This is a genomic window from Fischerella sp. PCC 9605, from assembly GCF_000517105.1.
Taxonomy (GTDB): Bacteria; Cyanobacteriota; Cyanobacteriia; order Cyanobacteriales; family Nostocaceae; genus PCC9605.
Genome location: NZ_KI912148.1, coordinates 1,879,116 through 1,905,257, shown reverse-complemented (window position 1 = coordinate 1,905,257; position 26,142 = coordinate 1,879,116). Strand labels below are relative to the sequence as shown.

General features: G+C 40.5%; 23 protein-coding genes. 14 read left to right on the top strand and 9 right to left on the bottom strand.

Annotated elements, in window-relative coordinates; translation table 11 throughout:
- Nucleotides 1–211: 211 nt before the first annotated feature.
- Nucleotides 212–619, top strand: coding sequence for a response regulator (locus FIS9605_RS0110790; RefSeq protein ID WP_026732606.1), 408 nt, complete (start codon nucleotides 212–214; stop codon nucleotides 617–619).
- A 386-nt stretch (nucleotides 620–1,005) separates the two neighbouring features.
- Here FIS9605_RS0110790 and FIS9605_RS0110785 read toward each other — a convergent pair whose 3' ends face one another.
- The gene (locus tag FIS9605_RS0110785; protein WP_026732605.1) at nucleotides 1,006–1,893 is read right to left on the bottom strand and encodes a tetratricopeptide repeat protein; all 888 of its coding nucleotides are present in this window, start codon (nucleotides 1,891–1,893) and stop codon (nucleotides 1,006–1,008) included.
- Nucleotides 1,894–2,444: 551 nt separating this feature from the next.
- On the opposite strand from FIS9605_RS0110785, the gene FIS9605_RS0110780 reads away from it, so the two are divergent.
- The 3 genes from FIS9605_RS0110780 to FIS9605_RS0110770 all read left to right on the top strand — a co-directional run bounded on the left by FIS9605_RS0110780 (nucleotide 2,445) and on the right by FIS9605_RS0110770 (nucleotide 6,012).
- Nucleotides 2,445–3,911 carry an efflux RND transporter periplasmic adaptor subunit gene (locus FIS9605_RS0110780; RefSeq protein WP_026732604.1) on the top strand — a complete coding sequence of 489 codons (1,467 nt, stop codon included), beginning with the start codon at nucleotides 2,445–2,447 and terminating at the stop codon, nucleotides 3,909–3,911.
- On the top strand, nucleotides 3,908–5,125 hold the full coding sequence (locus FIS9605_RS0110775; RefSeq protein WP_026732603.1) for an ABC transporter permease: 1,218 nt from the start codon (nucleotides 3,908–3,910) through the stop codon (nucleotides 5,123–5,125). Before FIS9605_RS0110780 ends, FIS9605_RS0110775 begins: the two co-directional genes overlap by 4 nt.
- Before the next feature lie 128 nt (nucleotides 5,126–5,253).
- The gene (locus FIS9605_RS0110770) at nucleotides 5,254–6,012 is read left to right on the top strand and encodes an ABC transporter ATP-binding protein (protein WP_035139522.1); all 759 of its coding nucleotides are present in this window, start codon (nucleotides 5,254–5,256) and stop codon (nucleotides 6,010–6,012) included.
- A gap of 88 nt (nucleotides 6,013–6,100) precedes the next feature.
- Here the strand turns inward: FIS9605_RS0110770 and FIS9605_RS0110765 are convergent, their stop codons facing one another.
- Nucleotides 6,101–6,631 carry an orange carotenoid protein N-terminal domain-containing protein gene (locus FIS9605_RS0110765; RefSeq protein WP_026732601.1) on the bottom strand — a complete coding sequence of 177 codons (531 nt, stop codon included), beginning with the start codon at nucleotides 6,629–6,631 and terminating at the stop codon, nucleotides 6,101–6,103.
- Nucleotides 6,632–6,849: 218 nt separating this feature from the next.
- On the opposite strand from FIS9605_RS0110765, the gene FIS9605_RS0110760 reads away from it, so the two are divergent.
- Nucleotides 6,850–7,218: a hypothetical protein gene (locus FIS9605_RS0110760; protein ID WP_026732600.1), complete on the top strand. Its 369-nt coding sequence runs from the start codon at nucleotides 6,850–6,852 to the stop codon at nucleotides 7,216–7,218.
- Nucleotides 7,219–7,258: 40 nt separating this feature from the next.
- Here FIS9605_RS0110760 and FIS9605_RS0110755 read toward each other — a convergent pair whose 3' ends face one another.
- Nucleotides 7,259–7,894, bottom strand: coding sequence for an HAD-IA family hydrolase (locus FIS9605_RS0110755; RefSeq protein WP_026732599.1), 636 nt, complete (start codon nucleotides 7,892–7,894; stop codon nucleotides 7,259–7,261).
- Complete coding sequence (gene queG / locus FIS9605_RS0110750) at nucleotides 7,891–8,850, bottom strand: tRNA epoxyqueuosine(34) reductase QueG (RefSeq protein ID WP_026732598.1); 960 nt, start codon at nucleotides 8,848–8,850, stop codon at nucleotides 7,891–7,893. Before queG ends, FIS9605_RS0110755 begins: the two co-directional genes overlap by 4 nt.
- 219 nt (nucleotides 8,851–9,069) lie before the next feature.
- On the opposite strand from queG, the gene FIS9605_RS0110740 reads away from it, so the two are divergent.
- Together FIS9605_RS0110740 and FIS9605_RS0110735 are read left to right on the top strand one after the other, a co-directional pair.
- The gene (locus tag FIS9605_RS0110740) at nucleotides 9,070–9,591 is read left to right on the top strand and encodes an orange carotenoid protein N-terminal domain-containing protein (protein ID WP_026732597.1); all 522 of its coding nucleotides are present in this window, start codon (nucleotides 9,070–9,072) and stop codon (nucleotides 9,589–9,591) included.
- A gap of 350 nt (nucleotides 9,592–9,941) precedes the next feature.
- Entirely contained in the window at nucleotides 9,942–10,370 is a 429-nt protein-coding gene (locus tag FIS9605_RS0110735) for a nuclear transport factor 2 family protein (RefSeq protein ID WP_026732596.1), read from the top strand.
- A 406-nt stretch (nucleotides 10,371–10,776) separates the two neighbouring features.
- On the opposite strand, the gene FIS9605_RS0110730 is transcribed toward FIS9605_RS0110735, so the two are convergent.
- Nucleotides 10,777–12,192 (bottom strand): isochorismate synthase, encoded by a 1,416-nt coding sequence (locus FIS9605_RS0110730; protein WP_026732595.1) that lies wholly within the window; start codon nucleotides 12,190–12,192, stop codon nucleotides 10,777–10,779.
- Nucleotides 12,193–12,497: 305 nt separating this feature from the next.
- On the opposite strand from FIS9605_RS0110730, the gene menA reads away from it, so the two are divergent.
- The 3 genes from menA to FIS9605_RS0110715 all read left to right on the top strand — a co-directional run bounded on the left by menA (nucleotide 12,498) and on the right by FIS9605_RS0110715 (nucleotide 16,100).
- Nucleotides 12,498–13,406 (top strand): 2-carboxy-1,4-naphthoquinone phytyltransferase, encoded by a 909-nt coding sequence (gene menA / locus FIS9605_RS0110725; protein WP_026732594.1) that lies wholly within the window; start codon nucleotides 12,498–12,500, stop codon nucleotides 13,404–13,406.
- A 106-nt stretch (nucleotides 13,407–13,512) separates the two neighbouring features.
- Entirely contained in the window at nucleotides 13,513–14,553 is a 1,041-nt protein-coding gene (locus FIS9605_RS0110720) for an o-succinylbenzoate synthase (RefSeq protein ID WP_026732593.1), read from the top strand.
- Entirely contained in the window at nucleotides 14,547–16,100 is a 1,554-nt protein-coding gene (locus tag FIS9605_RS0110715; protein ID WP_026732592.1) for a 2-succinylbenzoate--CoA ligase, read from the top strand. Before FIS9605_RS0110720 ends, FIS9605_RS0110715 begins: the two co-directional genes overlap by 7 nt.
- A gap of 30 nt (nucleotides 16,101–16,130) precedes the next feature.
- Here FIS9605_RS0110715 and FIS9605_RS0110710 read toward each other — a convergent pair whose 3' ends face one another.
- Nucleotides 16,131–16,577, bottom strand: coding sequence for an acyl-CoA thioesterase (locus FIS9605_RS0110710; RefSeq protein ID WP_026732591.1), 447 nt, complete (start codon nucleotides 16,575–16,577; stop codon nucleotides 16,131–16,133).
- A 272-nt stretch (nucleotides 16,578–16,849) separates the two neighbouring features.
- Here FIS9605_RS0110710 and FIS9605_RS0110705 point away from each other — a divergent pair, with 272 nt between their 5' ends.
- Nucleotides 16,850–17,731 (top strand): polymer-forming cytoskeletal protein, encoded by an 882-nt coding sequence (locus FIS9605_RS0110705; protein ID WP_026732590.1) that lies wholly within the window; start codon nucleotides 16,850–16,852, stop codon nucleotides 17,729–17,731.
- A gap of 228 nt (nucleotides 17,732–17,959) precedes the next feature.
- Here FIS9605_RS0110705 and FIS9605_RS0110700 read toward each other — a convergent pair whose 3' ends face one another.
- The 3 genes from FIS9605_RS0110700 to FIS9605_RS0110690 form a co-directional block, all read right to left on the bottom strand.
- Nucleotides 17,960–19,060, bottom strand: a complete 1,101-nt coding sequence (locus FIS9605_RS0110700) for a T3SS effector HopA1 family protein (RefSeq protein WP_026732589.1) — start codon at nucleotides 19,058–19,060, stop codon at nucleotides 17,960–17,962.
- Nucleotides 19,061–19,093: 33 nt separating this feature from the next.
- Nucleotides 19,094–20,332 (bottom strand): phosphotransferase, encoded by a 1,239-nt coding sequence (locus tag FIS9605_RS0110695; RefSeq protein ID WP_026732588.1) that lies wholly within the window; start codon nucleotides 20,330–20,332, stop codon nucleotides 19,094–19,096.
- Nucleotides 20,333–21,474: 1,142 nt separating this feature from the next.
- Entirely contained in the window at nucleotides 21,475–21,798 is a 324-nt protein-coding gene (locus FIS9605_RS0110690; RefSeq protein WP_026732587.1) for a TMEM14 family protein, read from the bottom strand.
- 83 nt (nucleotides 21,799–21,881) lie between these two features.
- Between FIS9605_RS0110690 and FIS9605_RS0110685 the strand changes: the two genes are divergently transcribed.
- The 3 genes from FIS9605_RS0110685 to FIS9605_RS0110675 all read left to right on the top strand — a co-directional run bounded on the left by FIS9605_RS0110685 (nucleotide 21,882) and on the right by FIS9605_RS0110675 (nucleotide 26,125).
- Nucleotides 21,882–23,216 carry an ATP-binding protein gene (locus FIS9605_RS0110685; RefSeq protein WP_026732586.1) on the top strand — a complete coding sequence of 445 codons (1,335 nt, stop codon included), beginning with the start codon at nucleotides 21,882–21,884 and terminating at the stop codon, nucleotides 23,214–23,216.
- Nucleotides 23,217–23,412: 196 nt separating this feature from the next.
- Nucleotides 23,413–24,660: a tellurite resistance TerB C-terminal domain-containing protein gene (locus FIS9605_RS0110680; protein ID WP_442854696.1), complete on the top strand. Its 1,248-nt coding sequence runs from the start codon at nucleotides 23,413–23,415 to the stop codon at nucleotides 24,658–24,660.
- A gap of 136 nt (nucleotides 24,661–24,796) precedes the next feature.
- Complete coding sequence (locus FIS9605_RS0110675; protein ID WP_026732584.1) at nucleotides 24,797–26,125, top strand: ATP-binding protein; 1,329 nt, start codon at nucleotides 24,797–24,799, stop codon at nucleotides 26,123–26,125.
- The last annotated feature ends 17 nt before the right edge of the window (nucleotides 26,126–26,142 follow it).

The window sequence follows — 26,142 nt, the reverse complement described above, 5'->3', positions numbered from 1 at the left end:
CCTCCCTCACATGGAAGGGGCTTGGAGATTTTAGATTTCAGATTAATGAAAAACAATTCACTATACAAGTGGATGAGCATTAAACCCAATGTAATAATCAAAAATCCGTCTTGAAAAGCTTTGATCCGAGGAAACCTCCGCTCAAACTTTTCGCAAAATCAAAAATCTAAAATTCTCGGTTATCCCCCTCACCCCTAAAAGTCAAATTCACATGAAAACTGTTTTGATTGTCGAAGACGATCTGATTAATGCTCGCGTTTTTTCCAAAATTTTGACCAAACGCGGTGGACTGGAAGTAAAACACACTGAAAATGTGGAAGAGGTAATGAGAATTGCCCAAGCGGGAGAGGCAGACATTATTTTAATGGATGTTTCTCTCTCAAGAAGTGTTTACCAAGGTAAGTCCGTTGATGGTATCAAAATTACACAAATGTTGAAAGCCGATCCGCAAACTGCTTGCTTACCGATAATTCTCGTGACAGCACACGCCATGGAGGGCGATCGCGAGAACTTTCTCAAGCAAAGTGGCGCTGATGGCTATATATCTAAGCCGGTGGTTGATCATCAACAGTTTGTTGACCAAATCATAGCCATGCTACCCAAAGACAGTCAGCAATGATGCACCCATTTCTCCTATAGGAAAAGGTGTATGAGTGTCGGGATTTGGATGTGTAGGGACTTTTTTGAATATCTTTCCAAACAATTGGTTTGATGCACCCGAATTAATTTATGGAAATAAGAAGTTTGTAACTTGTTTGAGTTCCCCTCTTTTTAAAGATGGGGTTCCCTACACCCTTATACTCTTACATCTTTTAGTGAACTTTAAGCCAGCAAAGATCGCCCATCTAGTAATGTTGGACTACCGCTTCTGGCAGTAATTAATATATATGTACTATTAGATAGCACTTTTGAGCAAGTGGCAACAGAAAAAGTTAGTAGTTAGTTGTTAGTTGTTGGTGGTTGGTTGTTCCAAACAACAAACAACAAACAACCACTAACATTTACTTACTGAGTCGGCTGTGGCATAGGGGATAGTGTACTTTCCCCTCTTTGCTGTAGTGCTGCTTGAATGCGGGGCAATTCTAGGAATTTTTTGGTATCGGCAAGTAAGCGATCGCCCCAGAGATTTTCTTTGAGGAATTCTAGATCGGCATAGCGGTCATCAATGCGAATTGCGGTTTCGCCCATTGCCAAACCTTGTTGGCGATCGCCCTTATTATATAGTGCCACTGCTAGAGCCAATAAAGGTTCTGCGGCTTGCTTGTCAATCGCGATAGCGGCTTGCCATTGCTGAATAGCCCCTGGGACATCACCCTGTTCGTACTTGATTAAACCAATGTTGTTAATTGCAGGCCAAAATTTCTTGTCTTGAGTAACCGCTTGATTGTACTGGGCGATCGCATCTGGGAATCGACCCAGCATATAGTAAGCGTTGCCCAAATCAAACAAACCTTCTGGGTTATTAGGTTTTAACTTTAAACCCTCTTGGAAATAACTAGCAGCAACTTGATACTTCTTCTGTTGGAAGTTAGCCGAACCTAAAGCAAACAGAACATCGCCATTTTTGGGATTAAGAGATTGTGCTTTTTTCAGAGCAGCGATCGCAGAATCTATTTCCTTGGTTTGCAGATACAAGCCGCCTAAAAGAAACCAAACTTTATCACTTTTGGGAGCTAATTGAGATGCCAGTCTCGCTCTAGGCATAGCCATTTCATACTGTTGAAACTGCGCTAGTTGCGCTGCTTCTTGTGCCAGACTCAACCCCTGTCGCTCCAACTTGGCTGTATCCAGTTGCAATGTATGGGGTACCAATGCCTGTGCATCAGCAGCTTTGGGCATACTCCACAAACTACAGACAACAACAAGAGAAATCAAACCAATTCGTTTAGGCACGCTACCGCCTCTTAGCCAAAAATTAAGGAATCTTTCAGATAGCTTAAACGATCTCCGTTGGGAGTGAAAGGAAAAGTTTACAGTCATTAGTTCTTAGTCAAGAGGAGCCAGTGCGTTGCGGAGGTTCCCGAGGGCTGGAGCCGGAGCTTGTATCCGGCTATGGAAGCCCGTTCCGTTGTAGCACCTGGCGTTCATTAGTCATTAGTCAAAAGTTAACACTCATGACTCTTGAGTGTGGATTTTTGATTCTTAACTACGTAAAAGGGACGCTTGGACTGGGGATTGGGCGAGCAAACAAAAAATTATAACCATATTTGTTTATCCATCTAAGCTTAAATCCTTACTTTTGTCAGTAGCAAAGTCACCCAGTTAGGTGAAGCCAGACACAATCGCCGATAGATAACATGAAAAAAAGATAAGTAATTTTAAGTGATTTGTACTTTGTCACTACGTACAAACATTCGTCTACAGGTTGCTTACAAAACAAAATTGTCCCCTGGCGCTACCAGGTTCACTCTACCCAACAAAAGCACTTTTTAAAGGCTGCTATTATGACTACGCATATAGAAATTCCCGTAATTGGCAAAGTTAAGCATCCCCAACGCTGGTTAATTGGGCTGGTGGCAGCTGGTGTTTTGGTTGTTGGCAGCGCTACAACCTATACATTTGTAAATCGAGGGACAAGCAGAGAAGATATTGCAGCACTGACTGTACCAGTGGAAGCGAATGATGTCACCCTGCGGATTAATGCTAGTGGGAAGGTAGTACCAGTTCAGAGTGTGAATATTAGCCCCAAACAGCCTGGAGTTGTCTCACAGTTAAAAGTTGAACAGGGCGATCGCGTTAATCAAGGGCAGATTATTGCGGTAATGGATAGTGCAGATGTGAATGCACAAATCCTCCAAAACCAAGCTAACTTAGAGCAAGCCAAAGCACAGCTTGCCGAAGCTCAAGCTGGAAGCCGTCCCCAGGAGATTGCCCAAGCCAGAGCGCGTTTAGCACAAGCTCAAGCGCAGTTAACCCAAGCCCGTGCTGGCAATCGCTCCCAGGAGATTCAAGAAGCTCAAGCTCAAGTAGAAGAAGCTAAAGCACAGGTAAATTTAACGCAGTCACGAGTGACACGTTACCAGGAATTAGCTCGACAGGGAGCTATTTCTCAAGACCAATTAGATCAATACATTAGCGAAGACAGAAGAGCAAAGGCCACTTTAGAACAAGCTCAACGTCGATTATCGCTACTAAAAAGTGGTTCTCGCTCCGAAGAAATTGCTCAGAAAGAAGCTGCTGTTGCCGAAGCACGGGCAGCATTACAACTGGCGGAAAATGGCACTCGTCCCGAGGTAATTGCCCAACGCAAAGCTGCTGTAGCTGTAGCTGAGGCACAGTTAAAGGCAGCCCAAGTTGACTTACAAGATACTGTTATCCGCGCTCCTTTTACGGGAATTGTGACGCAGAAATATGCTAGCGACGGCGCGTATGTAGCCCCAACGACTTCTGCTTCTTCGAGCGCATCGGCTACTTCTAGTTCTATCGTTGCCTTGGCAAAGGGTTTAGAAGTGCTAGCACAAGTTCCAGAAGCTGATATTGGCAGAATTAAAGATGGACAACAAGTAGAAATTATTACCGATGCCTATCCCGATCAAGTGTTTAAAGGCCATGTGCGCCTGATTGCTCCCGAAGCCGTGAAGGAAGAAGGCGTGACATTGTTTGAAGTGCGGGTAGCTATTGATACTGGGCAAGAACAACTGCGTTCTGGCTTGAATGTTGATTTGACATTTTTAGGTGATAACGTAGACAATGCCTTACTCATACCAACTGTAGCGATTGTTACTGAAAAAGGCGAAACTGGTGTTCTAGTGCCGGATGCTAAAAATAAACCTCTATTTCGTCCGGTGACAGTTGGAGCGCAAATTCAAGACCAAACTCAGATTATAGAAGGAGTGAAAGAGGGCGATCGCGTATTTATCAACCCGCCCCAAGACTATAAACGCGAACAGCAGGCGAAAGAACAAAAATGAACTTAGTAGAAAGTATGCAAATGGCAGGAAAAACCCTGCTGTCTAATAGGTTACGTAGCGCCCTCACTATGCTGGGTATTGTCATCGGCAATGCTTCGGTAATTGCGATGGTTGGCATTGGTGAAGCTGGACAAAAATACGTGAATCAACAGTTGGAATCCTTAGGGCCAAATGTACTGTTTGTAATTCCTGGTAATCGGGAAACTCAACGTATCTCTCGCGAAACACCAAAAACTCTAGTACTAGCAGATGCGGAGGCAATTGCTACTCAAGTGCCAACGGTTGCAGGAGTTGCTCCGGAGTTGAACAGCAGACAGGTGGTAACTTACCGTAACCGCAACACCGATGTCAACATCATTGGTACAACTCCTAGTTTCTTGAAAGTACGAGACTTTGAAACAACAAAAGGGCGCTTTTTCACAGACATAGACATCAAACGCAACAATCAAGTTGTTGTGTTGGGTGCTGAGTTGGCAGAAAGATTTTTTGGTAGCAGTAACCCTATAGGGGCGCAACTGCGAATTAAAAATGGCAGCTTTCAAGTTATCGGTGTGCTTGAAGCCAAAGGCTCTAGTCTGGGTGCTGACTATGACGAAGCAGCATTAGTACCACTAACAACGTCAGCTAATCGACTTGTGGGAGAAAATTCTCCCTATGGCATCGCCTTAGATTACATCGTTGCTTCGGCACGTGATGCCAATAGCGTGGATGCAGCAGAGTTTCAAATTACCAATTTGCTGCGCTTACGGCACAAAATTAACGGCGAAGATGATTTTACTATCCGTACTCAAAAAGAAGCACTGCAAACTGTCGGTCAAATCACAAGTGCATTGACGATCGTGCTGGCAGCGATCGCGGCAATCTCTCTAATTGTAGGCGGCATTGGCATCATGAATATCATGCTCGTCTCTGTCACCGAACGCACCCAAGAAATTGGACTGCGGAAAGCGATCGGTGCAACCCAGCAAGATATCCTGCTACAGTTCATGATTGAAGCAGTAATTCTTTCAGCAGCAGGTGGTTTAATCGGTACTGCGATCGGTGTGGGCGGTATTGTCTTAGTGGGAGCCTTGACACCATTAGATGCAGGAATTTCGGTTGTGGCAATTGCTCTGACAGTTGGTGTTTCTGGCGGTATTGGTTTATTCTTTGGCGTTGTTCCTGCCCGTCGTGCTGCGAAACTCGACCCAATTGTAGCGTTAAGAAGTGCATGAAGTACCTAATATTTAACCCTTCGGAAGTGGTACTTAGTGTCTTGGTGTCTTGGTGGTTAATAAAATTTACTTTTGAACCACAAAGACACAAAGACACAAAGAAAACTTAAATAAACTACTCTGCGGCAATGGATATTCAATCCAAAATCCAAACTATTCAATCCAATATTGAAACACCAGAAATCATTCGTTTAGAAAATATCTTCAAAATTTATGGTAGTGGTGAAACGGAAGTAAGGGCGCTGAATGATGTCAGCCTAGTTATAGAACAGGGTGAATATTGTGCGATTATGGGAGCGTCTGGTTCTGGTAAATCCACAGCTATGAATATTATTGGTTGTCTGGATCGCCCCACATCAGGGCATTATTATTTAGATAACCTCGATGTGGCACAGATGGATGATACCGAACTGGCACACATTCGCAACAAAAAAATAGGGTTTGTCTTCCAGCAATTCCACCTCCTGTCTCAGCTATCAGCACTAGAAAATGTAATGTTGCCAATGGTGTATGCTGGTGTGAACTCTGGTGAAAGACGCGATCGCGCTGCTGAAGCACTGACAAGAGTAGGCTTGGAAAAACGTCTCAACAACAAACCCAATCAACTTTCAGGGGGACAGCAACAACGGGTAGCGATCGCCCGTGCTATAGTTAACCATCCGGTGTTACTGCTAGCCGATGAACCTACTGGCGCACTTGATTCACGTACCACTCAAGAAGTATTAGCTATATTCGGTGAACTCAATGCTACTGGTATCACAGTGGTTATGGTAACTCATGAACCAGATGTTGCCCGCAAAACACAACGTATTGTCTGGTTCCGTGATGGTGAAGTGGTACACTCACACATGACGCCAGCTGACTTGAGCCACATGGCGGTGTCTTGACTTTTGGTTAGTGGTTAGTGGTTAGTAGTTAGTGGTCAATAATTATCTACTAACTACTAACTACTATCTACTATCTACTAACTAATACTTAAAGACTAGATGTCTTGCCTGTTTCAGCTTGTGTTTCTATGGGCTTCACATCGCTGTAACCCATTTGACCTGTAATTGTCCGCAATACAGACATTTGCTCTTCAAAATCCTGTTTTTCTATTTGTGAAAGCAGATTATTAATTGTGTCAGAGGCGTTGTAATCCTCTGGCATATCAACTACTTGATCTCCCATAGCTTCCGCCCAAGCATACCAAACGAATAGTTGGTTGTTTTCTTTTATTGAACCATAAGCACGGGAATATTCTGTATCTTCACAGTTGACAATTTCCCGCATAATTTGTAGTTGCTGTTCATCTGACAATTCGTAGTAGTCTCTTAACAGCTTTGGTGCTAGTTCTGGTTCTGCTGCTGTGGGAGCAGCGGGAGTGATAGAATCTCCCATTTTTTCATAAACAAAATATAACCAAGCTAGTTTGGCATCAGTATCTAACTTGTTAAAAGCCTCTACTAATTTTTGAGTATCTTCGCTGAGGGCTTGAGGTGCAGATTTATTGTAATTGGTAGTCATAAATTTATCTCCTAGCTTATTTCACAGTACAAATTAAGGCTTAACAAAGTTAAACAACCTGATTCGCCCTCCTACAGCATGAGTTTCAAAAATTGAATGTTGAAGCTTTTATATATCTTTTAATAGAGGTGAACAATCTACCCAGAGATATCAAGGTTGCTTAGGTTCACTCTGATAGAATCACGGCAGTGATAGAAAAATTCTTAGGGGGGTTCATTATGCCAGAAGAAATTAAACCTAACGTTTCTGAAGCTCCTACCAAAGACGCGAAATTAGCTGCTGAAAATATTGCTAGTGGTGAAGAAAAAGCACCAAGCGTCGATATGGAATCAGATTACCAAGCAGCACAGCAATTCAGCGTTAGTGAAGTTGATCGCACAGGTGAAGGTGCAAAAGCAGCTGAACAAGCAACCGCACCTCAGTATCAAATGCCTGAAGCAACAGAGGTGAAAACTGAAGCACAGCCAACGGGAAATCCCAATGACTACAAAGAAATGGCGAATGAGGTTGGCGCTAGCCAGGAAGCTGTAACTAGTGTTAGCGATGATGTATTAAAACAAGCTTTGGAAAAGGGTCAATCTAAATAAGTAATAGTCATTAGTCATTAGTCAAATGACTAATGACTATTTAACTAACATTTATAACTTCCACCAGTTCACTTGGGTGGTGAATTAGAAAATTAGGATTTTGTTTTGCTAATACTTCGGGTGAATTAAATCCCCAAGTCACAGCAATTACTTTAATATTTGCTTTCTTTGACGCTTCTATATCTCTGGTTTCATCGCCAACATAGATGACTTCTTCAGTCCCGATCTGTTTTTGTCTTAATAAATTATTAATAATAGTAGTTTTGCCAAAAATTGTAACTCCTGAATAGATAAATTCAAAAAGATTATTTAATTCATTGATTGTTAAAAATTCTGTAACGTTATCTTTGGAGTTAGAAGTGATAATTCCTAGCCGATGACCTTCAGTTTTAAGTAAGGTTAAGGCTTCTTTCATTCCTGGAATTGGCTCTAACTCTGGGATTTTGTTTTTTAATTCTTCTTTGACTTTTTTAACCAGAAAAGGTATCTTAAACAACGAAATACCTGAGTAATTAATAATTTCTCTAGAAGTTAAGTTTCTTAACAGAGCCAATTCTTCTGGAGTGATTTGTACATAACCAAATTCTTTGGCTAAACGGTTAGCAATACTTACAAGAGCGTCTACTGTATCAGCGATCGTGCCATCAAAATCAAAAATAATTACTTTCTGGGTCATTCTTGTGCCTGCTGGAATGCGTCTAGATTAGCACGGGCATTCCGTCGTAACATTTCTGGCTTAATTCGCCGCAACGCCGATGCCGGAAATTGTTTGTCCCATTCTGAATCGGAGATTTGGGCTAATTCTATCAGCTTAGGTGCAAGATTCCCAGAATAAGGTTGAAATTCTGCTACGTCAGTTGCATGTGCAAAACGCTGATTCCAAGGACAAACATCTTGGCAAATGTCGCAACCAGCAACCCAGCCTTGCAAGTGGGGTGTAACTGTCTCTGGTAATTTTTCATGTCGATTTTCAATTGTGTGATAGGCAATACAACGATTTGCGTCTACCACAAATGGACTAGTTATGGCGTTTGTAGGACAAGCTTGTATGCAGCGAGTACAAGTACCGCAGTGTTGCGTATGGGGAGTATCGGGGGTCAATTCTAGATTTGTCAGCACTTCTCCCAAAAACACCCAAGAACCATACTCCCGCACGATTACGTTACCATTTTTGGCAATCCATCCAATTCCGGCTTGTTGTGCCCAGAGTTTATCCTGCACAGGGCCTGTATCTGCGTAGTAACGCGCTTGTATACCTTCATCTAGTTCTTGTAACCACGAGGAAAGTGCTTTTAGCTTTTTGTGCATGACCTTGTGATAATCTCGTCCCCAGGCATAACGAGATATCTTGGCGTATTCCTTACCTTCAGGACGCTGATGTGGTGTGTAGTAGTTGAGAGCAACACATATTAGCGATCGCACTTCTGGCATTACCAACCGAATATCCTGACGTTTGGGGGAAGTCATCCATTCCATATCAGCGTGATAACCCAGCGCTATCCATGCTTGTAACCGCTGCGCCTCTGTATCATCATCTACCCCATCCACAGCAGCTATTCCTACCTTGTGAAATCCCAACTCTAAGGCTTTTTGCTTTACTTTACTACTGCTTGTTCCGGAAAATTGATTCATTTACCTTATCGAAAATTTGCCGGATCGTTTGCATCTAGATTATACATTATCTAGTCAATACATGATTATCTGAGTCTATGCATGTATTTGCTCTTTTTTAGGAACACTATTTGTAAATTTTATTTGCAATTTGTAAATAAATAATGCAGAATGTAAATCAAGAGCAAAAAACGCTCTTGGCAATTCCCAGCGTATTCACTAACCAACTGTGGTGCAATCATGACATTCACTACTGATTCAGCACAAACTCGTTTTTCTAGATCTTTCAATTACAGCAACCAGCCAGGTGACGCCGTTGCATCTACTGTTGCTGTATTTACAAGCCTAAGTGTAGATGACCAGTTGGCAGTACTCTGGTATGCTTACACCGAAATGGGACGTTCAATTACGCCAGCTGCTACCGGTGCTGCTCGTTTACAGTTAGCCGAAGGTCTGCTGAATCAAATTAAGCAGATGTCTCATCCAGAGCAGTTGCAGGTAATGCGCGACCTGGCTGCTAAGAAAAATACTCAGTTTACTCGTTCCTACGGTATCCTGAGCGCCAATACAAAGCTGGCTTTCTGGTACGAACTATCTGAATTAATGGTTAAAGGCTTCGTCGTTCCCATGCCATCTAACTATCAACTCTCTCGTGATGGTGTGCAGGTATTAGAAGCGCTCAAAGAACTTGATTTTGGTCAACAAATCACCGTTTTTCGCAAAGTTGTAACCGAGATGGGTGTTGATCCCCTAGCTGACTAATACATGAAAGCAGCTATGCCAGAGGAGAAAATGCTTATACTCTAAGCTTTTTACTCCTCTACGACTAGTTAATATTTTCTGACATCCTGTACTAAATAAATTTGCAATATCTTTCCTTATCTCCCTTATTTACAAGCCAATTGCTCTTTATATCTCCTCTAGTGGCGGGGAGAAAATAAAGGGCAATTTTTATTAGTGTTTTGTTAGTAGTTAGTAGTTAGTGGTTAGTAGTTAGTTTTTAACCACTATCCACTATCTACTAACCACCATCAAAAAAATACATCTCCAGCAACAGGTTTGAATTTGCTGTTGTGTGTAAATTGTATGGAAAATAATCTGGAGTTGAGTTTATGCTTTCATCACAGCTATCGCAATCTGTTACAGTTCCAGAGCAATTCACAATAGAGGGAATTGCAGAACCAACCATCCTGCGTTACTTTCAAACCTTAAATGCAGGAGAATTTGATGATACTGCTAGCTTATTTGCAGACGACGGCATCATGCATCCGCCATTTGAATCTGGAATTGTTGGAAAAGATGCGATCGCTAGTTATTTAAAACAAGAAGCTCCAGATATTAAAGCATACCCTCGCCAAGGAGTCTCCGAGAATTTAGAGGAGGGTACAGTCCAATTTCAGGTTACAGGCAAAGCACAAACTTCTTGGTGCGGTGTCAATGTTTTGTGGCAATTTATCCTCAACCAACAACAGCAAATTCTTTACGTCAAAATTAAACTTTTGGCTTCTCCCCAAGAGTTACTGAATATGCGAAGGGATTAGTTAGCAAGACACAGATACCCGACTTCCAAATGTTTTTTGGTATGTGAGAAGATAAGCTACAAAATCAGATAGCATTCCTTCATTAACGAAGGAATGCATCTAGAAACTCAAAAACATCTCAGCTAATCGATTTGACATTGAACTGCCTCCTCACTATTACATATGAATGTGTGGAAGCGAGTAATTAATTGGTAGTAGTTTTAGCACCGCTGGTTAAGCTTCATAATTATAATACCCGAGATAATAAATTAATAAAAGTAAGCTTGGTTGCCAGTTTGGCAATTTTTAGCTAGCAGAGAAAGAAAAAATACTTATGATAAATTTTACTACAAAAATCATTGTCAAAGTTAAGAAGTGTATCATATACTCTCACAAAATAAGCATCTACTTCTTCCCTCTGCCTTCTTTAAACTAATGCTTTCAGCAATGCCTGAAGTTTAAGTTGAATCTCGGCCAGTTCTTTTTCAGGATCGGAACCTGCAACAATACCCGCACCAGCGTAAAGTCTAGCGCGATCGCCATCTATGAGTGCAGAACGAATCCCGACAATAAATTCACAATTGCCATCTGCGTCTACCCATCCCAACGGTGCAGCATACAACCCTCTCTCAAAGCTTTCGTAACGGCGAATTTCGGCACAGGCAATATCTGGTGCTGCACCAGCTACTGCTGGTGTGGGATGTAATTGCGAAACTATTTTTAATGGATGGACGCGATCGGGAACTAGGGCGCTAATTGGTGTCCATAAATGCTGGATATTGGATAATTGCCGTAACCGGGGTGGTAAAAGCTGCGGTAATAAACCTAGTTGCGATAGACGTTGAGTGATAAAATCAATCACGAGTGAATGCTCATGTCTTTCTTTGTCACTATTGAGTAGGCGATCGGCATTGGCAGCATCTTCAGCAGGTGTTTTTCCTCGTGGTGCGCTTCCTGCTAATGCATCAGTAATTAATTGTTGCTTGTGAATGCTAATTAGACGTTCTGGACTAGCACCAATAAAGTTTTGCCCCTTGCCGTTACTTGTAGAAAAAATATAACAATTCGGATGTAGTTGCCGCAGGTTGTGTAAGGAATTAAACAAATTAAAAGGAGTATTGGATATCACATCTAGTGCATCTGCTAGCACTATTTTACTTACATGCCTGGATTTAATTGTTTCTAAAGCTGAAAATACCGAAAGTTTGAATTTTTCGGGATTAGCAACGGATTTTTTGCTGAATTTTGGCTCTCGACAATCTCGATGGGGAGAGTGATATTCTAAAGAATGGATGATTTCAATTTTTCTCCATAGAATATACAAAAATTCTTCAATATTTACATCAGCATGAATAATTGTGTTGGCAACTAATATACAGCGTTTATCTTTGACAGCTATTTGCCAACGAGGCACAAAAACTGTACTTGCTGGGAAAGGATAATCTTCTTGGTAATTTCTCTCAAAAAAACTGAAACTACAAAAAAATAGTGGTCTCGAAAAAACTTCTTCTGTACTGCTAAAATTTATTATATTTTTTAAACAATATTTTATAAATTTTTCTGATTTGCTAAATCGCTCTTTCCCCTCGATTTGCAGTTTTGCTACAGCATCAATTGCAGCAATAGCTTCTTTTTTGCCTTTGTTTTCCCAATAAAAATTAAGTTGATTTGGCTGTGCCAGCTTGTCCATTACTACGAGCGGATCAACCAAGTTAATTTCTAGGGAAATACTGGCTATTTGCGCGGAATTATTTTTTATACTCTTTCGCTGAGCAGCAACAAGAAATTGGTATAGTTCCTTATTATATACAAAAAAGTCAGCAGGACATTGTGAAACTGTCATGGATCTAAAAATAGTAAATTTTTTTGAACTTATCTTCCTAAAGAGTGATAAATCATGGTCGTATTTCTACAGGTAACATAAACAGTCGCTATTTCACCAGCGTGTTGGCTCTGCTAGATGCTGGTTTCGCAATACCCTATATGGCATTGCCTAATTCGGGTTGCAAACAGCAGCTCATGGCATGAGATTAAATCTCAAACGTAGAAAAATGGCTTTCTTGTAGGGTGCTACCTGCATATGGTTTGTATCGAAACCATAAATTTTGGGCATAAGAAAGGTGCTGGCAATTTAATTGATTGTGACTAATGACTACAAAGCTGATTTCATATCCCAAAAATAATCCCAAAACTAAGTTATGGATGGCGGCGATAAAACCGCCAATGTACAGCGTTGCAATTATGCCCATTTGGGTAGGAACGGCTGTAGCTTTTGCGGAAAATAAGAGTTTAAATGGAGCAAATTTTTTTACTTTTTTAGTCGCTGCAATTTTTATTTTGGCTTGGGAAAATATTAGTAATGATGTTTTTGATTCTGAGACAGGAATTGATCGGAATAAATATCATTCTCTGGTGAATTTGACTGGTAACAAGTTATTAATATTTTGGTTAGGAAATATATTTTTATGTTTAGGATTGCTGGGGATATTAGCGATCGCTTGGTGGCAACGTGACTTAACTGTAATCGGGTTAATTCTTGTCTGCTGTGCTTTAGGTTATGCTTACCAAGGGCCTCCCTTTCGTTTAGGATACCAGGGTTTAGGAGAAATTCTTTGCTTTTTTGCCTTTGGCCCGCTAGCAGTCTCGGCAGCTTACTACAGCCAAACTCAAAGTTGGTCAATGCTAAGTTTAACAGCTTCGGTGATTGTCGGAATTGCTACAACTTTAATTTTATATTGTTCGCACTTTCACCAAGTTAAAGATGACTTAGCAGCAGGAAAGCGATCGCCTATTGTTCGGTTGGGAACGCAAAAAGGCGCACAATTTTTACATTGGTTTACTGGTAGCATTTACGCCCTTAACTTTTTGTGCGTAGTTTGGGGAATTTTTCCCGTGTGGACATTACTGAGTTGGGTGAGTTTACCTTTTGCCATCAAATTATGCACCCACGTCCAGCAAAATCATGACAACCCAGAAAAAGTCAGTAACTGCAAATTCATCGCTGTCGCCGTGCATTTCTGGTGTTGTTTGCTTTTGGGTGCGGGATTTATGCTTTAAGTTTTTGTTGGTGGTTGGTGGTTGGTAGTTGGTTGTTCCAAGCAACAAACAACCAACAACAAACAACGAATAACAAACCCTGACGAATTGATTTGAAGTTGAGGTAGTGAATTACAGATTTGAATTTCGTCCTTATCAACGGAAGTTTGTGCGTGCAGTTGCTACCAGTCACGGCATTTGGGATACCCGTGAAGGTATCATTACTCGCCTCACAGATAAGACCGATCAAGTCGGTTGGGGAGAAATCGCCCCGATCGGTTGGTTTGGTTCAGAAACCCTAGCACAAGCCTTAGATTTTTGTCGTCAACTACCAGGGGAAATTACAGAGGAGACTATTTTTTCCATCCCCGATGAGTTACCCGCGTGTCAGTTTGGTTTTGAGTCAGCGCTTCAGGAAGTGGGGGATTGGGGATTGGGGATTGGGGATTGGGGATTGGGGATTGGGGATTGGGGATTGGGAATTGAAAATTGGTTTTCTTACCGATGTCCTTTGCCCGATGCCCAAATTTCATACAGCGGTTTACTACCCGCAGGAGAAGCAGCACTACAGGCGTGGGAGACGCTGTGGCAGCAGGGATATTCTACTTTGAAATGGAAAATAGGTGTTTACCCTACACCTGTTGAGTTGGAAATCTTGAAATTGCTGATTCAAAGCTTACCAGCCTCTGCAAAACTGCGATTAGATGCTAACGGCGGACTCAGCGAAGAGGAAGCTAATTTATGGCTGGAAACTTGCGATCGCCTTAATGGTAATGATGAATTGCCCGTGGAAATTGAATTTATCGAACAACCCTTGCCTGTAGATCAATTTTCGGCGATTTTGGCATTGAGTCGTTGCTATCAAACAGCGATCGCTTTAGATGAGTCTGTTGCTACACTCCAGCAACTAAAGTGCTGTTATCAACAAGGTTGGCGAGGAATTTTTGTCATTAAACCAGGAATAATCGGTTTCCCATCCCGCCTGCGTCAGTTTTGTCAACAGCATGAAATTGATGCTGTGTTTTCATCCGTATTTGAAACTGCCATTGGTAGAAAAGCCGCACTCCAACTTGCAGCGGAATTATCGCGACACAACAGGGCTGTAGGTTTTGGTGTCAATCACTGGTTTACTGAAGATGAGGCTATTGGGCAGGAAAATTTATGGTAAAAATTTTAGAAAATTTTATTAGCAATGACTGGTTGATTTGCGATCGCAGCCATGAACTTCCACAATTAGCCGAACAATTTTATTTAGAATTAACGCAGTTTTCGCACTGGCAAACACCACCAAAAATTATCTTAGCTGAACGCGAACCACTGCGATTTTTAGCAGGGTTTATAGCCGCTTGTGCAGCTAATTGTCCAATTTTCCTTTGTAATCCTAACTGGGTAAAGCAGGAATGGCAACAAGTCTTTGATTTAGTACAGCCAGATATTATTTGGGGAATGGAGGAAAGAGGAGAGGGAGAGAGGGAGATGGGGAGATGGGGGGAAAAAGGAGGGGAAGATGGGGGGATGGGGGGATGGGGAGAAAAAAGATGGGGGGATAGAGGGATGGAGAGAAAGAAGAATTCTTTTCTCTCCAACTCTCCCACTCTTCCACTCTCCCACTCTCCCACTTTTCCACTCCCCCACTCTCCACACATAATGATTCCCACAGGTGGTTCATCAGGAAAAATTAAATTTGCTGTCCACACTTGGGAAACTCTAACAGCATCAGTACGGGGATTTACAGAATATTTTCAATTGCAAAAAGTCAATTCAGTGTGCGTATTACCTTTATATCATGTTAGCGGTTTAATGCAGTTTGTGCGCTGCTTCACTACTGGTGGCACATTGACTATTTTACCCTTTAAAGAATTAAAATCTGGTCAATTACCTGATATTGAAGCATCAGAATTTTTCATATCTTTAGTACCAACTCAGTTACAGCATCTCCTCCAAAATTCTGATTTAACGGCGTGGCTATCGCAATTTCAGACTGTCCTTTTGGGAGGTGCGCCAGCTTGGGATGAACTTTTAGAGAAAGCAAGATACTACCAAATCAACTTAGCTCTCACCTATGGCATGACAGAAACCGCTTCCCAAATTGCCACACTTAAACCCGATGATTTTCTCAATGGTAAAGTTAACTGCGGTCAAATTCTGCCTCATGCCAAGGTTATAATTTGCAACGATCAAGGTGAAGTTTTAAATACTCATCAAATCGGAAATATTACTATTCAAACTGAATCTTTAGCTCTTGGTTATTATCCTTTAAAGATTACCTTGGGAGAGAGGGGATCTAGCAACTATAATCATAATTTATCTTCCCCATTCCTAAGTTTCAATACAGATGATTTAGGCGTTTTAGATCAAGAAGGTTATTTAAATATAGTTGGACGTAAAAGTGACAAAATCATTACAGGAGGAGAAAACGTCTTTCCTGCCGAAATAGAATCAGCAATCAGAGCAACTGCAATGGTAATTGATGTTTGTGTAGTAGGTGTATCACATCAGTACTGGGGACAAGCGATAACAGCTATTTATATTCCCAAACACTCAAATATCTCTGCGGTAGAAATCCAAAACTCACTTCAAGATAAACTCAGCAAATTTAAACTTCCTAAATATTGGATTCCTGCCCAAAGTTTGCCCCGCAACTCCCAAGGCAAAATCAACCGCCAACAACTACAGCAAATAGCCGCAGAGTTACTACAAATCTCCGAAAAATAAATTTTACAATTATTTCCTTCTGCCTTCTACTTAAATCACCTCTCTTGATTTTCTTCTTTCCATGTTTTCTGCATCTTTACGATTCGCCTCCAACCATTCAAGGATCTGCTCAGGTAAATCTCTTTTATGTCTGCTGTTGGCATCAATACAAACATGTCTAGTGATTGCCTTAGCAACCACCATATCTGCAACAACAATTTCGTAATTGATTTCAAACTTTTCCACACCAACTTTTTGTGGCATTAATCTAACGATTAACTTGTCACCACAAAACATTGGGCGAAAAAAATCCACACTAGCATGAACAATTGGAAAAGCTACAGATGGATTACTAAAAAATTCCTTAAGATTAACACCTGAAGCTCCTAAAGATTCTTCATAAGCTTCATGACAAATTGCCAAAACATTGGCAAAGTATACTACCCCAGCGGCATCAGTATCTTGAAAACGAACGGTGCGATTGTAATTGAAAGCCATTGGCAGCAATACCAAAAATGGTAGACAAAGCTAAAGCAGGCACTTAGCCTACTCTTAGAACTAATTTTACAAAATAGAATGGGAGAGGGAAAGCTTCCAAGGGTGAATCATACTAAGTTGCTGAAGTCGGACTTGTTACATTCCGTCGCATTGAAGACAGCTAATCAGACTCAAGATCTTATTTCAACTATTGATAGATTAAATTTCTGAATGTAAACGCTAATAAAGAGGGTATTAGGGATGATTTCTATTTTTAATCAGGGGAAAAGTGAGTGAAACGAAGTACTCTCAAAAAATTTATTTTGCTATTGGTATTAGCCCTGAGCGCGATTTTTTTCTCAGTAACAGCTTTAGCCCAAGCCGACATTAATATCAACAACACTAATATTATCCAGTTTGGGAATGATGTGACAGTTGCGCCTAACCAGTCTGTGGAAAGTGCCATAGCGATTGGGGGAACGGTAAGGATTCAGCAAGGAGCACGAGTAACCGAGAGTGCAATTGCTATTGATGGAGATGTAATTTTAGAAAAGGGTGCCCGTGTTGATGGTGATGTCTATGCAGTGGGAGGAAAAATTATCACAGAAGAAGGAGCTATTATTGATGGTGCCTCAGGTACAGCCCTAGAGAATGGTAGGTGGGGAATGTATGGTTTTAGAAGGAGGGGAGGTTTTATTTCTCGCTATCTCTTCAATACCGCCTTTCATCTTCTGAACGTACTAATTAGCACTATTATTGGTGTTTTAATCATACTTTGGCGACCAAATTTCCTATTAAACTTGGCAGCGACTGTCAGCCATTATCCCATTCAAAGTGGATTGTGGGGTTTAGGTGGTTTATTTGCTGTCATTGTAGTAATCATTGTGCTGGCAATAAGCTTAATTGGAATTCCCTTATTACCCTTAGTTGCTTTAGCAGTTATGATTACAGTTCTAGTGGGTACTCTTGGAGTAGCTCTTTGGCTTGGGCAAAGGATATTGACAACTCGAGAGCGATCGCCCATGCAACAATTTCTGATTGGCATGCTCATCTTGGGTTTAATTGGTTTGATTCCAGTACTTGGAAACCTAGTATTGTTAGTAGTAAATATATTAGGCTTTGGTGTATTACTGGCATGGTGGTTAGGCAATGTCAGATCGCAAACCGTGGATTAAATCAAAAGTGTTCAAGGAGCCTCCGACGGAGGTTGAGATGAAATGGTTTGTATTCGTATTTTTTATGTTTAATAGCACTGGGGCTTCAGTAAAATTAGATTAAGGACTTCCAATAAAAAAAATATCCAACCAATGGTTGTAGGGTGTGTTAACGCGACAGCGTAACGCACGTTTTATCTGTTAGGCGGTGCGTTAGGCTTAACGCCGTAACGGACGCTACTGAATAATTTATTTTTTGCAAGTCCCTAAAGGATAATAGATATCCTTAGAACTGGGATTGAGGTAGGGACGCTGCAAATCAATTCCGAAACTAGCAAAATGTTGGCAGATAGTTCGCATTCTTTCCTCAGTGGAATTGTAGCCTTTTTGCCAAGCCTCAAATAAGGCATTAGCGACTAATTGGCAGCGGTTAATGCCAAAACTTTCCCGAGAAACAAATTTTTTGGTTGGTTCTTCAGCTAAACTCAACCCAGATGCCAAAAATTTGGTAAATAAAGGAATTTCTGGGTGAAAATGGGATTTATGCTGTGCATATACGGCTTGTAAGACTTCTCGGACTGCTGGATAGTCGTGGCGTTGAAAGTAAAGCACTCCCGAGTCATAACGTCCGTAGGCAGAAGGATTGTATGGAACCTGAAAGTTGAAGGGGATTACTGCATCATTTAGTTGCATTGTCAAGCTTTCCATCATGGCGATCGCTCCTGATGGAGTTAAATTCAAGTAGATTCGTCCTTCTCCTAAATCAGTGTCAGGATTGCTTCCCAGTTTCTGAGCAACATTGCCAACTGCTACGTAGCAACCATTTTGCAGTCGATTTTTCGGCATCCAAATGTTTAGTAACTCACCAACCTTGGCAGATTGCACGATCGCTTCTAGATGAGAATCGCTTTCAATATACAACGTCAAACCGCCTTTACTCACCGCCAGACTGCCATCTGGTTCGCGTCGCAACACCTGCCAACCAGAATCAAAATAACCAGTACCGTGATTACTCTCGTGCAATTGCTCGTAAAATTGCCAATCAATCTCCAAGATGGAATTATTTTCTATGCTTTTGTGGGGTAAACAATTTGCTGGCTTGGCATTTATTGCTAAGACATTTTGTAACAAGCCATTGTAATAGATGCCGTAGATAAAATTTCGCAACAGTAAGGTGAAATACTTACGCTGTAGTTCTACTGAATTTTTCTGAAATCTCTCTGCCAACCGATCTGGCAAGGCGAAAGGTTGATAGTTAGGATGGCAGATGCAAAAATTAGGCTCTATCTGGATATTGTCAACAATATCGAGCAGAGAATTTAGCAGATGATTGTCAGAAAAATCTAGCATGGTTCCGAACCTCCCCATCTCCCTGTATAGTTATCAACACCCACGCAAACGGGTTTTGTTGTAATAAAGGCGAACTAAATTCTGTTCTGTTTTGGTTTGGGGTAGTTTGGCAAATTTTGCAAAAGGTTTGATGATTTCTGACTCACTACTGCCAAAAACTGTCATTACAGATTCTTGGGGTCTGGTAAGCAGAGTTTTAGCAACTTGGAGCATACAAAGACTAGCATTATTAAAGAATTTGCGGTCTTGAATAGTTTCTTGAAGGTGCTGAATGAGTACAAGACCTGCAAACTGAACTACTCGCTGGATCAACTCGCGGCGGTACTCCAAAATTACGGGGAAAGCGTCTAGATAAGCTTGGATAAAGGCAAGTATGGAAGGGTGGAGATCCTCCAGTGGTGTTGCTGCTAATTGTAGAGATTCTTCTAACTCAATAGAGGGATCTACCACCAAACTTTCTAACCAAATTTTTAAATAGCTTGCCAGTACAGTGCCCAAATCAAAAGCTGGATCTCCCCAACTACAAGCTTCCCAATCAATTAGTCTGACAAGGCAATTATCTAGTTGTTTCCACCGAGAATGCACCAAAATATTTTCTAGTTTCAGGTCATTGTGAGTTAAACAGCAAGGTTGCCATAAGGCTGCTAATTCCGCGATCGCTGCTTCTAAACTTTCATAGCGTTGATAAAGAACATAAAACTTGAGCGCATCGCTAGGAACATTACCAAAAATTTCTGGACTAATTGACCCCATCCCTTGTGCTGGATTGTAAAACTGATAGCGAAATTGCCCTTGGGGAGCAGTTGCCATAAACTCGCGATACTCGCGCTGATTGAATGTTGCACGATGCAGTCCACCCAAGCTAGTGCCTATGGCTGCTGCTATTTCTGGGGGATAAATATCATTTCGTTGATAAAAATTAGCTAGTTCAAAATATTCCGTTAGATAGTTGCGAACAAGAATAGAATTTTCTTCATCAAAATGCAGCAATAATGATGCTATTTCAGAAATATTTCCTAAAACTGGAAACTGCTGTAACAACTGATGAAAGAGCCATTCATTGAAAAATTCTTGGGGGATACCATCATTATCAACACAACGTTCTTGTTTAACCAACAGCTTGCGATCCCCTCCTAGCTTTACCAGTAAGTTGAAATTCTTCTTGCTAGTTTCTGGTAACTCTGATTCAGTAGATACGCTATCTTTTGAACTACACAGACCCATTTCTTGGAGATGCGGGATGACATTGTGAGAGGACAGTGAAAATACCATATATTATTTCCTAAATCGTAAAACTGCTTAGATAATTAGCTATTTTATTATTAATTTGGTTTAAGTACTATTCGCCAGATAGTAAAAACACGCGTAGATCAATATTCATTACTACAATCTACTAATATCCTATATCTTCAACAAAAGCTTGCCAAAATGGCAATCCAGCCTTTACTCATTCTTTAAACTTTGGATGCATACGGATTGAAAACTTTAAAAACTTTTGATTATTTCTTGATTGTTATTTGCTGGTTGTTAGTTGTTGACTACTTACCAAATGTACTGGTGGTTTTAGCAATGATGGATCTAGTGACAATGACGGGATATATATTGAAACCCTCTACTAACTACGAATTTATAACCATTACAGATTAGGGGTTTTGGAAATAAAGTTTTTAATTAAACCTCATAATCACATACCTATATTTTGCTTGTACATCAGATGTTGGTAACGCTTAGTGGTACAAGAATTTATGCCTATTTCCGGATCTGTACTAATGATTTTTGTAAATCTAATGGCTTGCTCTCACTAACTAATTATCTGTTGAGTTCCTTCTCACCACACAATACTTTTGTTAAAGCTTTATAAATATACTGTATTTATTTGGTTTATCTATTGTGTTTGCTCTTAAACTCAGAGAGTTTACGGTTGTACTCAACAGCTGTTCTTTATCGTTTGGATAAATTTGACCCATAGCCTCAAACACGCGATCGCCAAAAATTGATTTTGACTGCTTTTCACACTTAAAAACATTTTTTAATAACCTGGATAAACAGCAAAAATCTGATCAACAATTTGAGTAATGCAAACTGCTTGATATTAAACAGCTATTTTATAAAGAAATATTAATTGGCTGTAGAGTGTTTGAGCAGTGTAGCAATTACTGATTTTTGAAGGAGACTAGGGGCATAAAAATTATGAATTATGAATTATGAAATTTTTAGCATTCAGTATTCATCATTCATCATTTTCACCTATTCCCAATCCCCAATCCCCAATCCCCAGTACCTAAATTAGTCCAGTTTGCGACAAAAGCAGCTTGCGGTAATATAAATGTACTAATAACAATGATGTGAGGTACATGCCCATGTACAACGTGCACAACAAGCAATAATTTTCTCCCTTTTCCCCTCTGTTTCCCCTAACTTCTTGATGTTGTCAGTTGATTTACTATCACCGCTAGTGTCAGCATACCTAAAACCGTCATCATTCCTGCGGGCATAAACTTACGTGTTTTAGCTAGTCTAAATGCAAAGACAACTAATAGTACAGCTGTTACCACAGCTGCTAAAATCAAACCCCAAGTCTCTCCTTGGATTTGCACAAAAGCCGCAAAGATGAGCAATAAACCACTAATGCTACCACTAAAAAGCGAAACATTACTACCAGCAGTTACGTAGCCGATGATACCACCGATTAAAGTAATAATGCCGTAGGCAAGGGTGGCAATAATACCTAAATTCATTGTTAAAACCTATGTAGATTTTGATTTTGCTGCAAGCCTCGGCAGACAATTTACCATAGCTGTTTAGCCAAATAACCCAATTGATGGATAATCAAGCGATGCCTACGGCAAGTACTTCGTCCTACGCAAAGGTTCAATTCCTTCAGCGCCAAGCAGCATCTCTGTTACTCTACCAATCTGTTCTACAAACGGAAGTAGGTGTAGCATTTCTTGACCTGTTACAAGCGATACGTTACACTGAAGCGGATGCTAGGAATTGCCTACAAGCCTACGGCAATTACTTTAAATCCTTAGCAGCTAGAAATCAAAATTGGGAAGAATATCTCATCATCCAAATTCTCACAGATGAGAATCCTTTTACCAGGCAAGCTCAACAGCGAGAATTTGCAAATCTGCCTCCAGCTTTGATAGCAGCAGCAAAACATGATTTACATATACTACAGAATCTTTATGAATGTAGCAGTGCCATTTTGAGTGAATGGGTGCAAGCTGTAGCCCATCTACCTGTCTCACCAGTAGTATGGTATCAAGAGCAAGATGGGGTAGTAGGAGCGGAGATACGATTAGTCACGTCTTTACAACATTTAGAAAATTGGGCTGATGCTGTAGAAGATTTAGCAGCTTACTATCGGCAATTTGGTACAGGTATATTTGCAGAGTGTAAAGCTTTGCGTTGGCAAGCTGGGCAGTTTGTCGGCATACCGTACCCCGATCCAGTGAAATTGAATGACCTCGCGGGTTATGAGTCGCAAAAAGAAGCTTTGTTAAAAAATACAGAGTTTCTATTGTCTGGACAGGTGGCACTGCACGTATTACTTTATGGCAGCCGCGGTTCGGGAAAATCTTCTCTAGTTAAAGCTTTGCTGAATGAGTATGGCGATCGCAACTTGCGCTTGCTAGAAGTGGCAAAGTCACAATTGCAAGATTTACCAGTAATAGTGGAACAATTGCGAGGATTATCACATAAATTTATCATCTTTGTTGATGACCTGTCTTTTGAAGAAGATGACGATGCCTTTAAAGCACTAAAAGTAGTCTTAGAAGGCAATTTAACTGCACGCCCGCAAAACATCGTGGTGTATGCTACTTCTAATCGCCGTCACTTGGTTCGGGAGTTTTTTGCTGATAGACCTGCTCCTAGGGACAACGATGAAATTCATGCTTGGGATACTATGCAGGAGAAGCTTTCATTTAGCGATCGCTTTGGTCTGACACTCACTTTTGAGCCTGCTGACCAAAAAACTTATTTAAAAATTGTCCGGCATCTTGCAGACTTGGCTGGAATTAATATCAGTCAGCAAGATTTAGAATATCATGCTTTGCAATGGGCAACTCGTCACAATGGTCGTTCTGGAAGAACAGCACGACAATTTGTTGATTTTTTTAAAGCAGATAGGTTAATTTTTGGTCACAAATAATACAGCCAAAACCTAGTACCGCTACCGAGTAAGTCAAAAATCACGCATTCAAAAGTCCTTATCCTCTGATACGGATTATGTAGAAATACTTGCATCTATCAATCTCAAAATTACAAACGAAAATGTATACTTCATGACCAACAAAGCTTATTCTGACCCTTTAACTATGCTCAAAACAAGCAATATGCAACCAGCAATGATAAGCAATCGGTTTATTCTCGGGATAGTTGCCTTTGGTGTTAGTTTTGGTCTTAGTCTGGTTCTTCATTGGGATTTTAATAAAGCCTTTCTCACTGGTATCATTACAGTACCTGCCACTTACCTAGCAGCATTGTTTGTAGATAAGCGACGTAGAAACAATGAAATGCTGATTTTAGATTCACTCCACAGACGTATTAAAGAAATGGAGGGTCTAAAATCTCGGCTGTTAGCAGAAATTAATCAACTAGATACACACCATGCTTCATTGTATAAAGAATCCAGTCAACTGCAAAATCAAATTGTAGAACGTCGTACTCAAAGAGAGAGCCTCAGTCGCGAATTAAGCAGTATTATCGTCGATAAAAAACAGTTAGAAGGGCAAGTAATTTACTTACAAAATGAAATTCACAACCTAGAAAAAACTAAAGTAGAAACTAATAACACTCTGAGCGCCGAAAAACGTCGTTTAGAATTAAATTGTAGTTTATCTAAAGCTGAAATAAATCATCTGCAAACTCAACTTGGTGAACTTCAGCAACAAAAGCAAGAACTAGAAAGCAATTTAACTCTACTGGAAAGACTAAAACCTCAATTAGAAGAAAAACTGCATGAACTGAGGCTGAAAATTCAAGAGTTAGAAGCAGAAAGCAAAAATCAAAATCAAATACTCATAGAGAAAAAAGCCGAAACGAAAAATATAGAACTGAATCTCAATTATTTACAAGAGCAAATCACAGAAAAACAAACTCTACTTAAGCAGCTACAAGAGCAAGTTTCATTATTGCAAGATGAACGCGATCATTTGCAAAGCCAAGTTTGGGAGTTGTTACAACACATAGAAACCCTCAATCCGGAAAATATATCAGAAAATGAGTATGACACAAATGCTGATTTATTTCCTTTTTCCGATTTACTTGACACAATAGAAGAAGAAACTACAGATAATTTACTACAAGAATGGACTAAATTTTTAGAGCAGCTACCGAATTATGAGATGCAGGTATTAAAAGCAATTTTAGAACAAGAAAATCCCAACGCTGCAATTAAGAAAATTGCTGAAGCAAATATCACTATGCCCAATTTATTGATTGATTCTATCAATGAAAGAGCCAATAACACTCTCGGTGAATTGATCATTGACCCAAGCTCAGCAATTCCAGAAATTTACCCAGAACATGAGAGTAATCTAAAAAGAGCGATCGCAATTTACGAAAACGCGATCGCCAGACAAACATCAAATTAAACCACTGCGTTGAGTCAACAGTCAAATGTCAAAAGTCAAAAGTCAACGGATATGACTTTAAAAATCTTGATCGGCAGCTAAACATGAAAGTAATGCCCACCTTCAAGCTAAAATACATTGAAGTGAGGTGAACTACATGGCAAAGCTCAAAATCTCGAAAAAAGTATCTACTGCTATCATCAATTCTCTTAGCGCGGGGGTAGTGCCAAGGGTAGGACTGGAATATGTAGCAGTAGGTCGGGAAAAAGAACTGAAAAGCCTGTTACAAAACCTCAATGACATTGCAGAAGGGGTAGCAGCATTTCGCTTTATCATTGGCAACTATGGTTCAGGCAAAAGCTTCATGCTGCAATTGCTTCGCAACCATGCAATGGAGCAAGGTTTTGTAGTTGCTGATGCAGATTTATCTTCAGAACGCAGGCTAGCAGGAACAAATAATGAAGGTCTAGCAACCTATCGAGAATTAATGAGCCGTCTTGCTACAAAAACTCGTCCTGATGGTGGTGCTTTAGTTTCAATTTTAGAGGGATGGATTAATAAAATTCAGCAAGAAGTAGCCAAAGAAACTGGCATGCGTCCTAATGATGACGGCTTTGATGACCAAGTAGAAACAAAAATCAGGGAAGTAATCCAGTATATAGAAGACTTAGTTCATGGTTTTGATTTTGGTAGTGTAATCATTGCTTATTGGCGGGGTTATCGCTTAGATGACGATGATTTGAAAGCCGCTGCTTTGCGCTGGTTGCGCGGAGAATATAGCACTAAAACAGAAGCAAAAGCTGCCTTAGGAGTGCGCGTTATTATTGATGATGATAGTTGGTATGACTACATTAAATTACTAGCTAAGTTTGTGGCTGAAATTGGGTATAAAGGACTTTTAATATTGCTAGATGAAGCCGCGCACTTATATCAAATCTCTACTACGGTTACTCGCGAAAAAAATTATAACCGACTGCTAGCAATATTTAATGACACCATGCAGTGTAAAGCAGAACATCTTGGTGTTGCCATAGGTGGAACCACAAAATTTTTAGAAGACCCAAATCGCGGACTATTTGCAGATGCAGCTTGGCGCAGACGCACCAAAGAAAGTCGTTTTGTCACCCAGGTTGGCATGCAGGAGTTTTTAGGGCCAGTCATGCGGCTAAACCCGTTAACTCAAGAAGAAATTTTAACACTGTTGCAAAGATTGGCTGAAATTCATACGCTCAATTTTGGTTATGAGCAGACTTTGAAAAGTCGCGATTTAAAAGATTTTGTCCAAGAAATAGTCAATCGCCTAGGTGCAGCAGCATTGCTAACTCCAGGTGAAATTGTCCGGGATTTTATTAGTATATTGAATATTCTGTATCAAAATCCAGGAATAGCTTTTGGTGAATTAATTCGTGGTACTGATTTTAAACCTACTGTTGTGGGTAAAGATACACATGTAGATGAGGATGATGTAGCGGAATTTAGTTTATAAAAATTGTAGGGTGCGTT

Coding starts and splice junctions, on each gene's coding strand:
- FIS9605_RS0110715 (WP_026732592.1), top strand. CDS start 14,547: ATGGTAAAAATTTTAGAAAATTTTATTAGCAATGACTGGTTGATTTGC.
- FIS9605_RS0110760 (WP_026732600.1), top strand. CDS start 6,850: ATGCCAGAAGAAATTAAACCTAACGTTTCTGAAGCTCCTACCAAAGAC.
- FIS9605_RS0110675 (WP_026732584.1), top strand. CDS start 24,797: ATGGCAAAGCTCAAAATCTCGAAAAAAGTATCTACTGCTATCATCAAT.
- FIS9605_RS0110695 (WP_026732588.1), bottom strand. CDS start 20,332: ATGGTATTTTCACTGTCCTCTCACAATGTCATCCCGCATCTCCAAGAA.
- FIS9605_RS0110735 (WP_026732596.1), top strand. CDS start 9,942: ATGCTTTCATCACAGCTATCGCAATCTGTTACAGTTCCAGAGCAATTC.
- FIS9605_RS0110730 (WP_026732595.1), bottom strand. CDS start 12,192: ATGACAGTTTCACAATGTCCTGCTGACTTTTTTGTATATAATAAGGAA.
- FIS9605_RS0110775 (WP_026732603.1), top strand. CDS start 3,908: ATGAACTTAGTAGAAAGTATGCAAATGGCAGGAAAAACCCTGCTGTCT.
- FIS9605_RS0110700 (WP_026732589.1), bottom strand. CDS start 19,060: ATGCTAGATTTTTCTGACAATCATCTGCTAAATTCTCTGCTCGATATT.
- FIS9605_RS0110690 (WP_026732587.1), bottom strand. CDS start 21,798: ATGAATTTAGGTATTATTGCCACCCTTGCCTACGGCATTATTACTTTA.
- FIS9605_RS0110770 (WP_035139522.1), top strand. CDS start 5,254: ATGGATATTCAATCCAAAATCCAAACTATTCAATCCAATATTGAAACA.
- queG (WP_026732598.1), bottom strand. CDS start 8,850: ATGAATCAATTTTCCGGAACAAGCAGTAGTAAAGTAAAGCAAAAAGCC.
- FIS9605_RS0110765 (WP_026732601.1), bottom strand. CDS start 6,631: ATGACTACCAATTACAATAAATCTGCACCTCAAGCCCTCAGCGAAGAT.
- FIS9605_RS0110790 (WP_026732606.1), top strand. CDS start 212: ATGAAAACTGTTTTGATTGTCGAAGACGATCTGATTAATGCTCGCGTT.
- FIS9605_RS0110755 (WP_026732599.1), bottom strand. CDS start 7,894: ATGACCCAGAAAGTAATTATTTTTGATTTTGATGGCACGATCGCTGAT.
- FIS9605_RS0110680 (WP_442854696.1), top strand. CDS start 23,413: ATGATAAGCAATCGGTTTATTCTCGGGATAGTTGCCTTTGGTGTTAGT.
- FIS9605_RS0110685 (WP_026732586.1), top strand. CDS start 21,882: ATGGATAATCAAGCGATGCCTACGGCAAGTACTTCGTCCTACGCAAAG.
- FIS9605_RS0110740 (WP_026732597.1), top strand. CDS start 9,070: ATGACATTCACTACTGATTCAGCACAAACTCGTTTTTCTAGATCTTTC.
- FIS9605_RS0110780 (WP_026732604.1), top strand. CDS start 2,445: ATGACTACGCATATAGAAATTCCCGTAATTGGCAAAGTTAAGCATCCC.
- menA (WP_026732594.1), top strand. CDS start 12,498: ATGACTACAAAGCTGATTTCATATCCCAAAAATAATCCCAAAACTAAG.
- FIS9605_RS0110710 (WP_026732591.1), bottom strand. CDS start 16,577: ATGGCTTTCAATTACAATCGCACCGTTCGTTTTCAAGATACTGATGCC.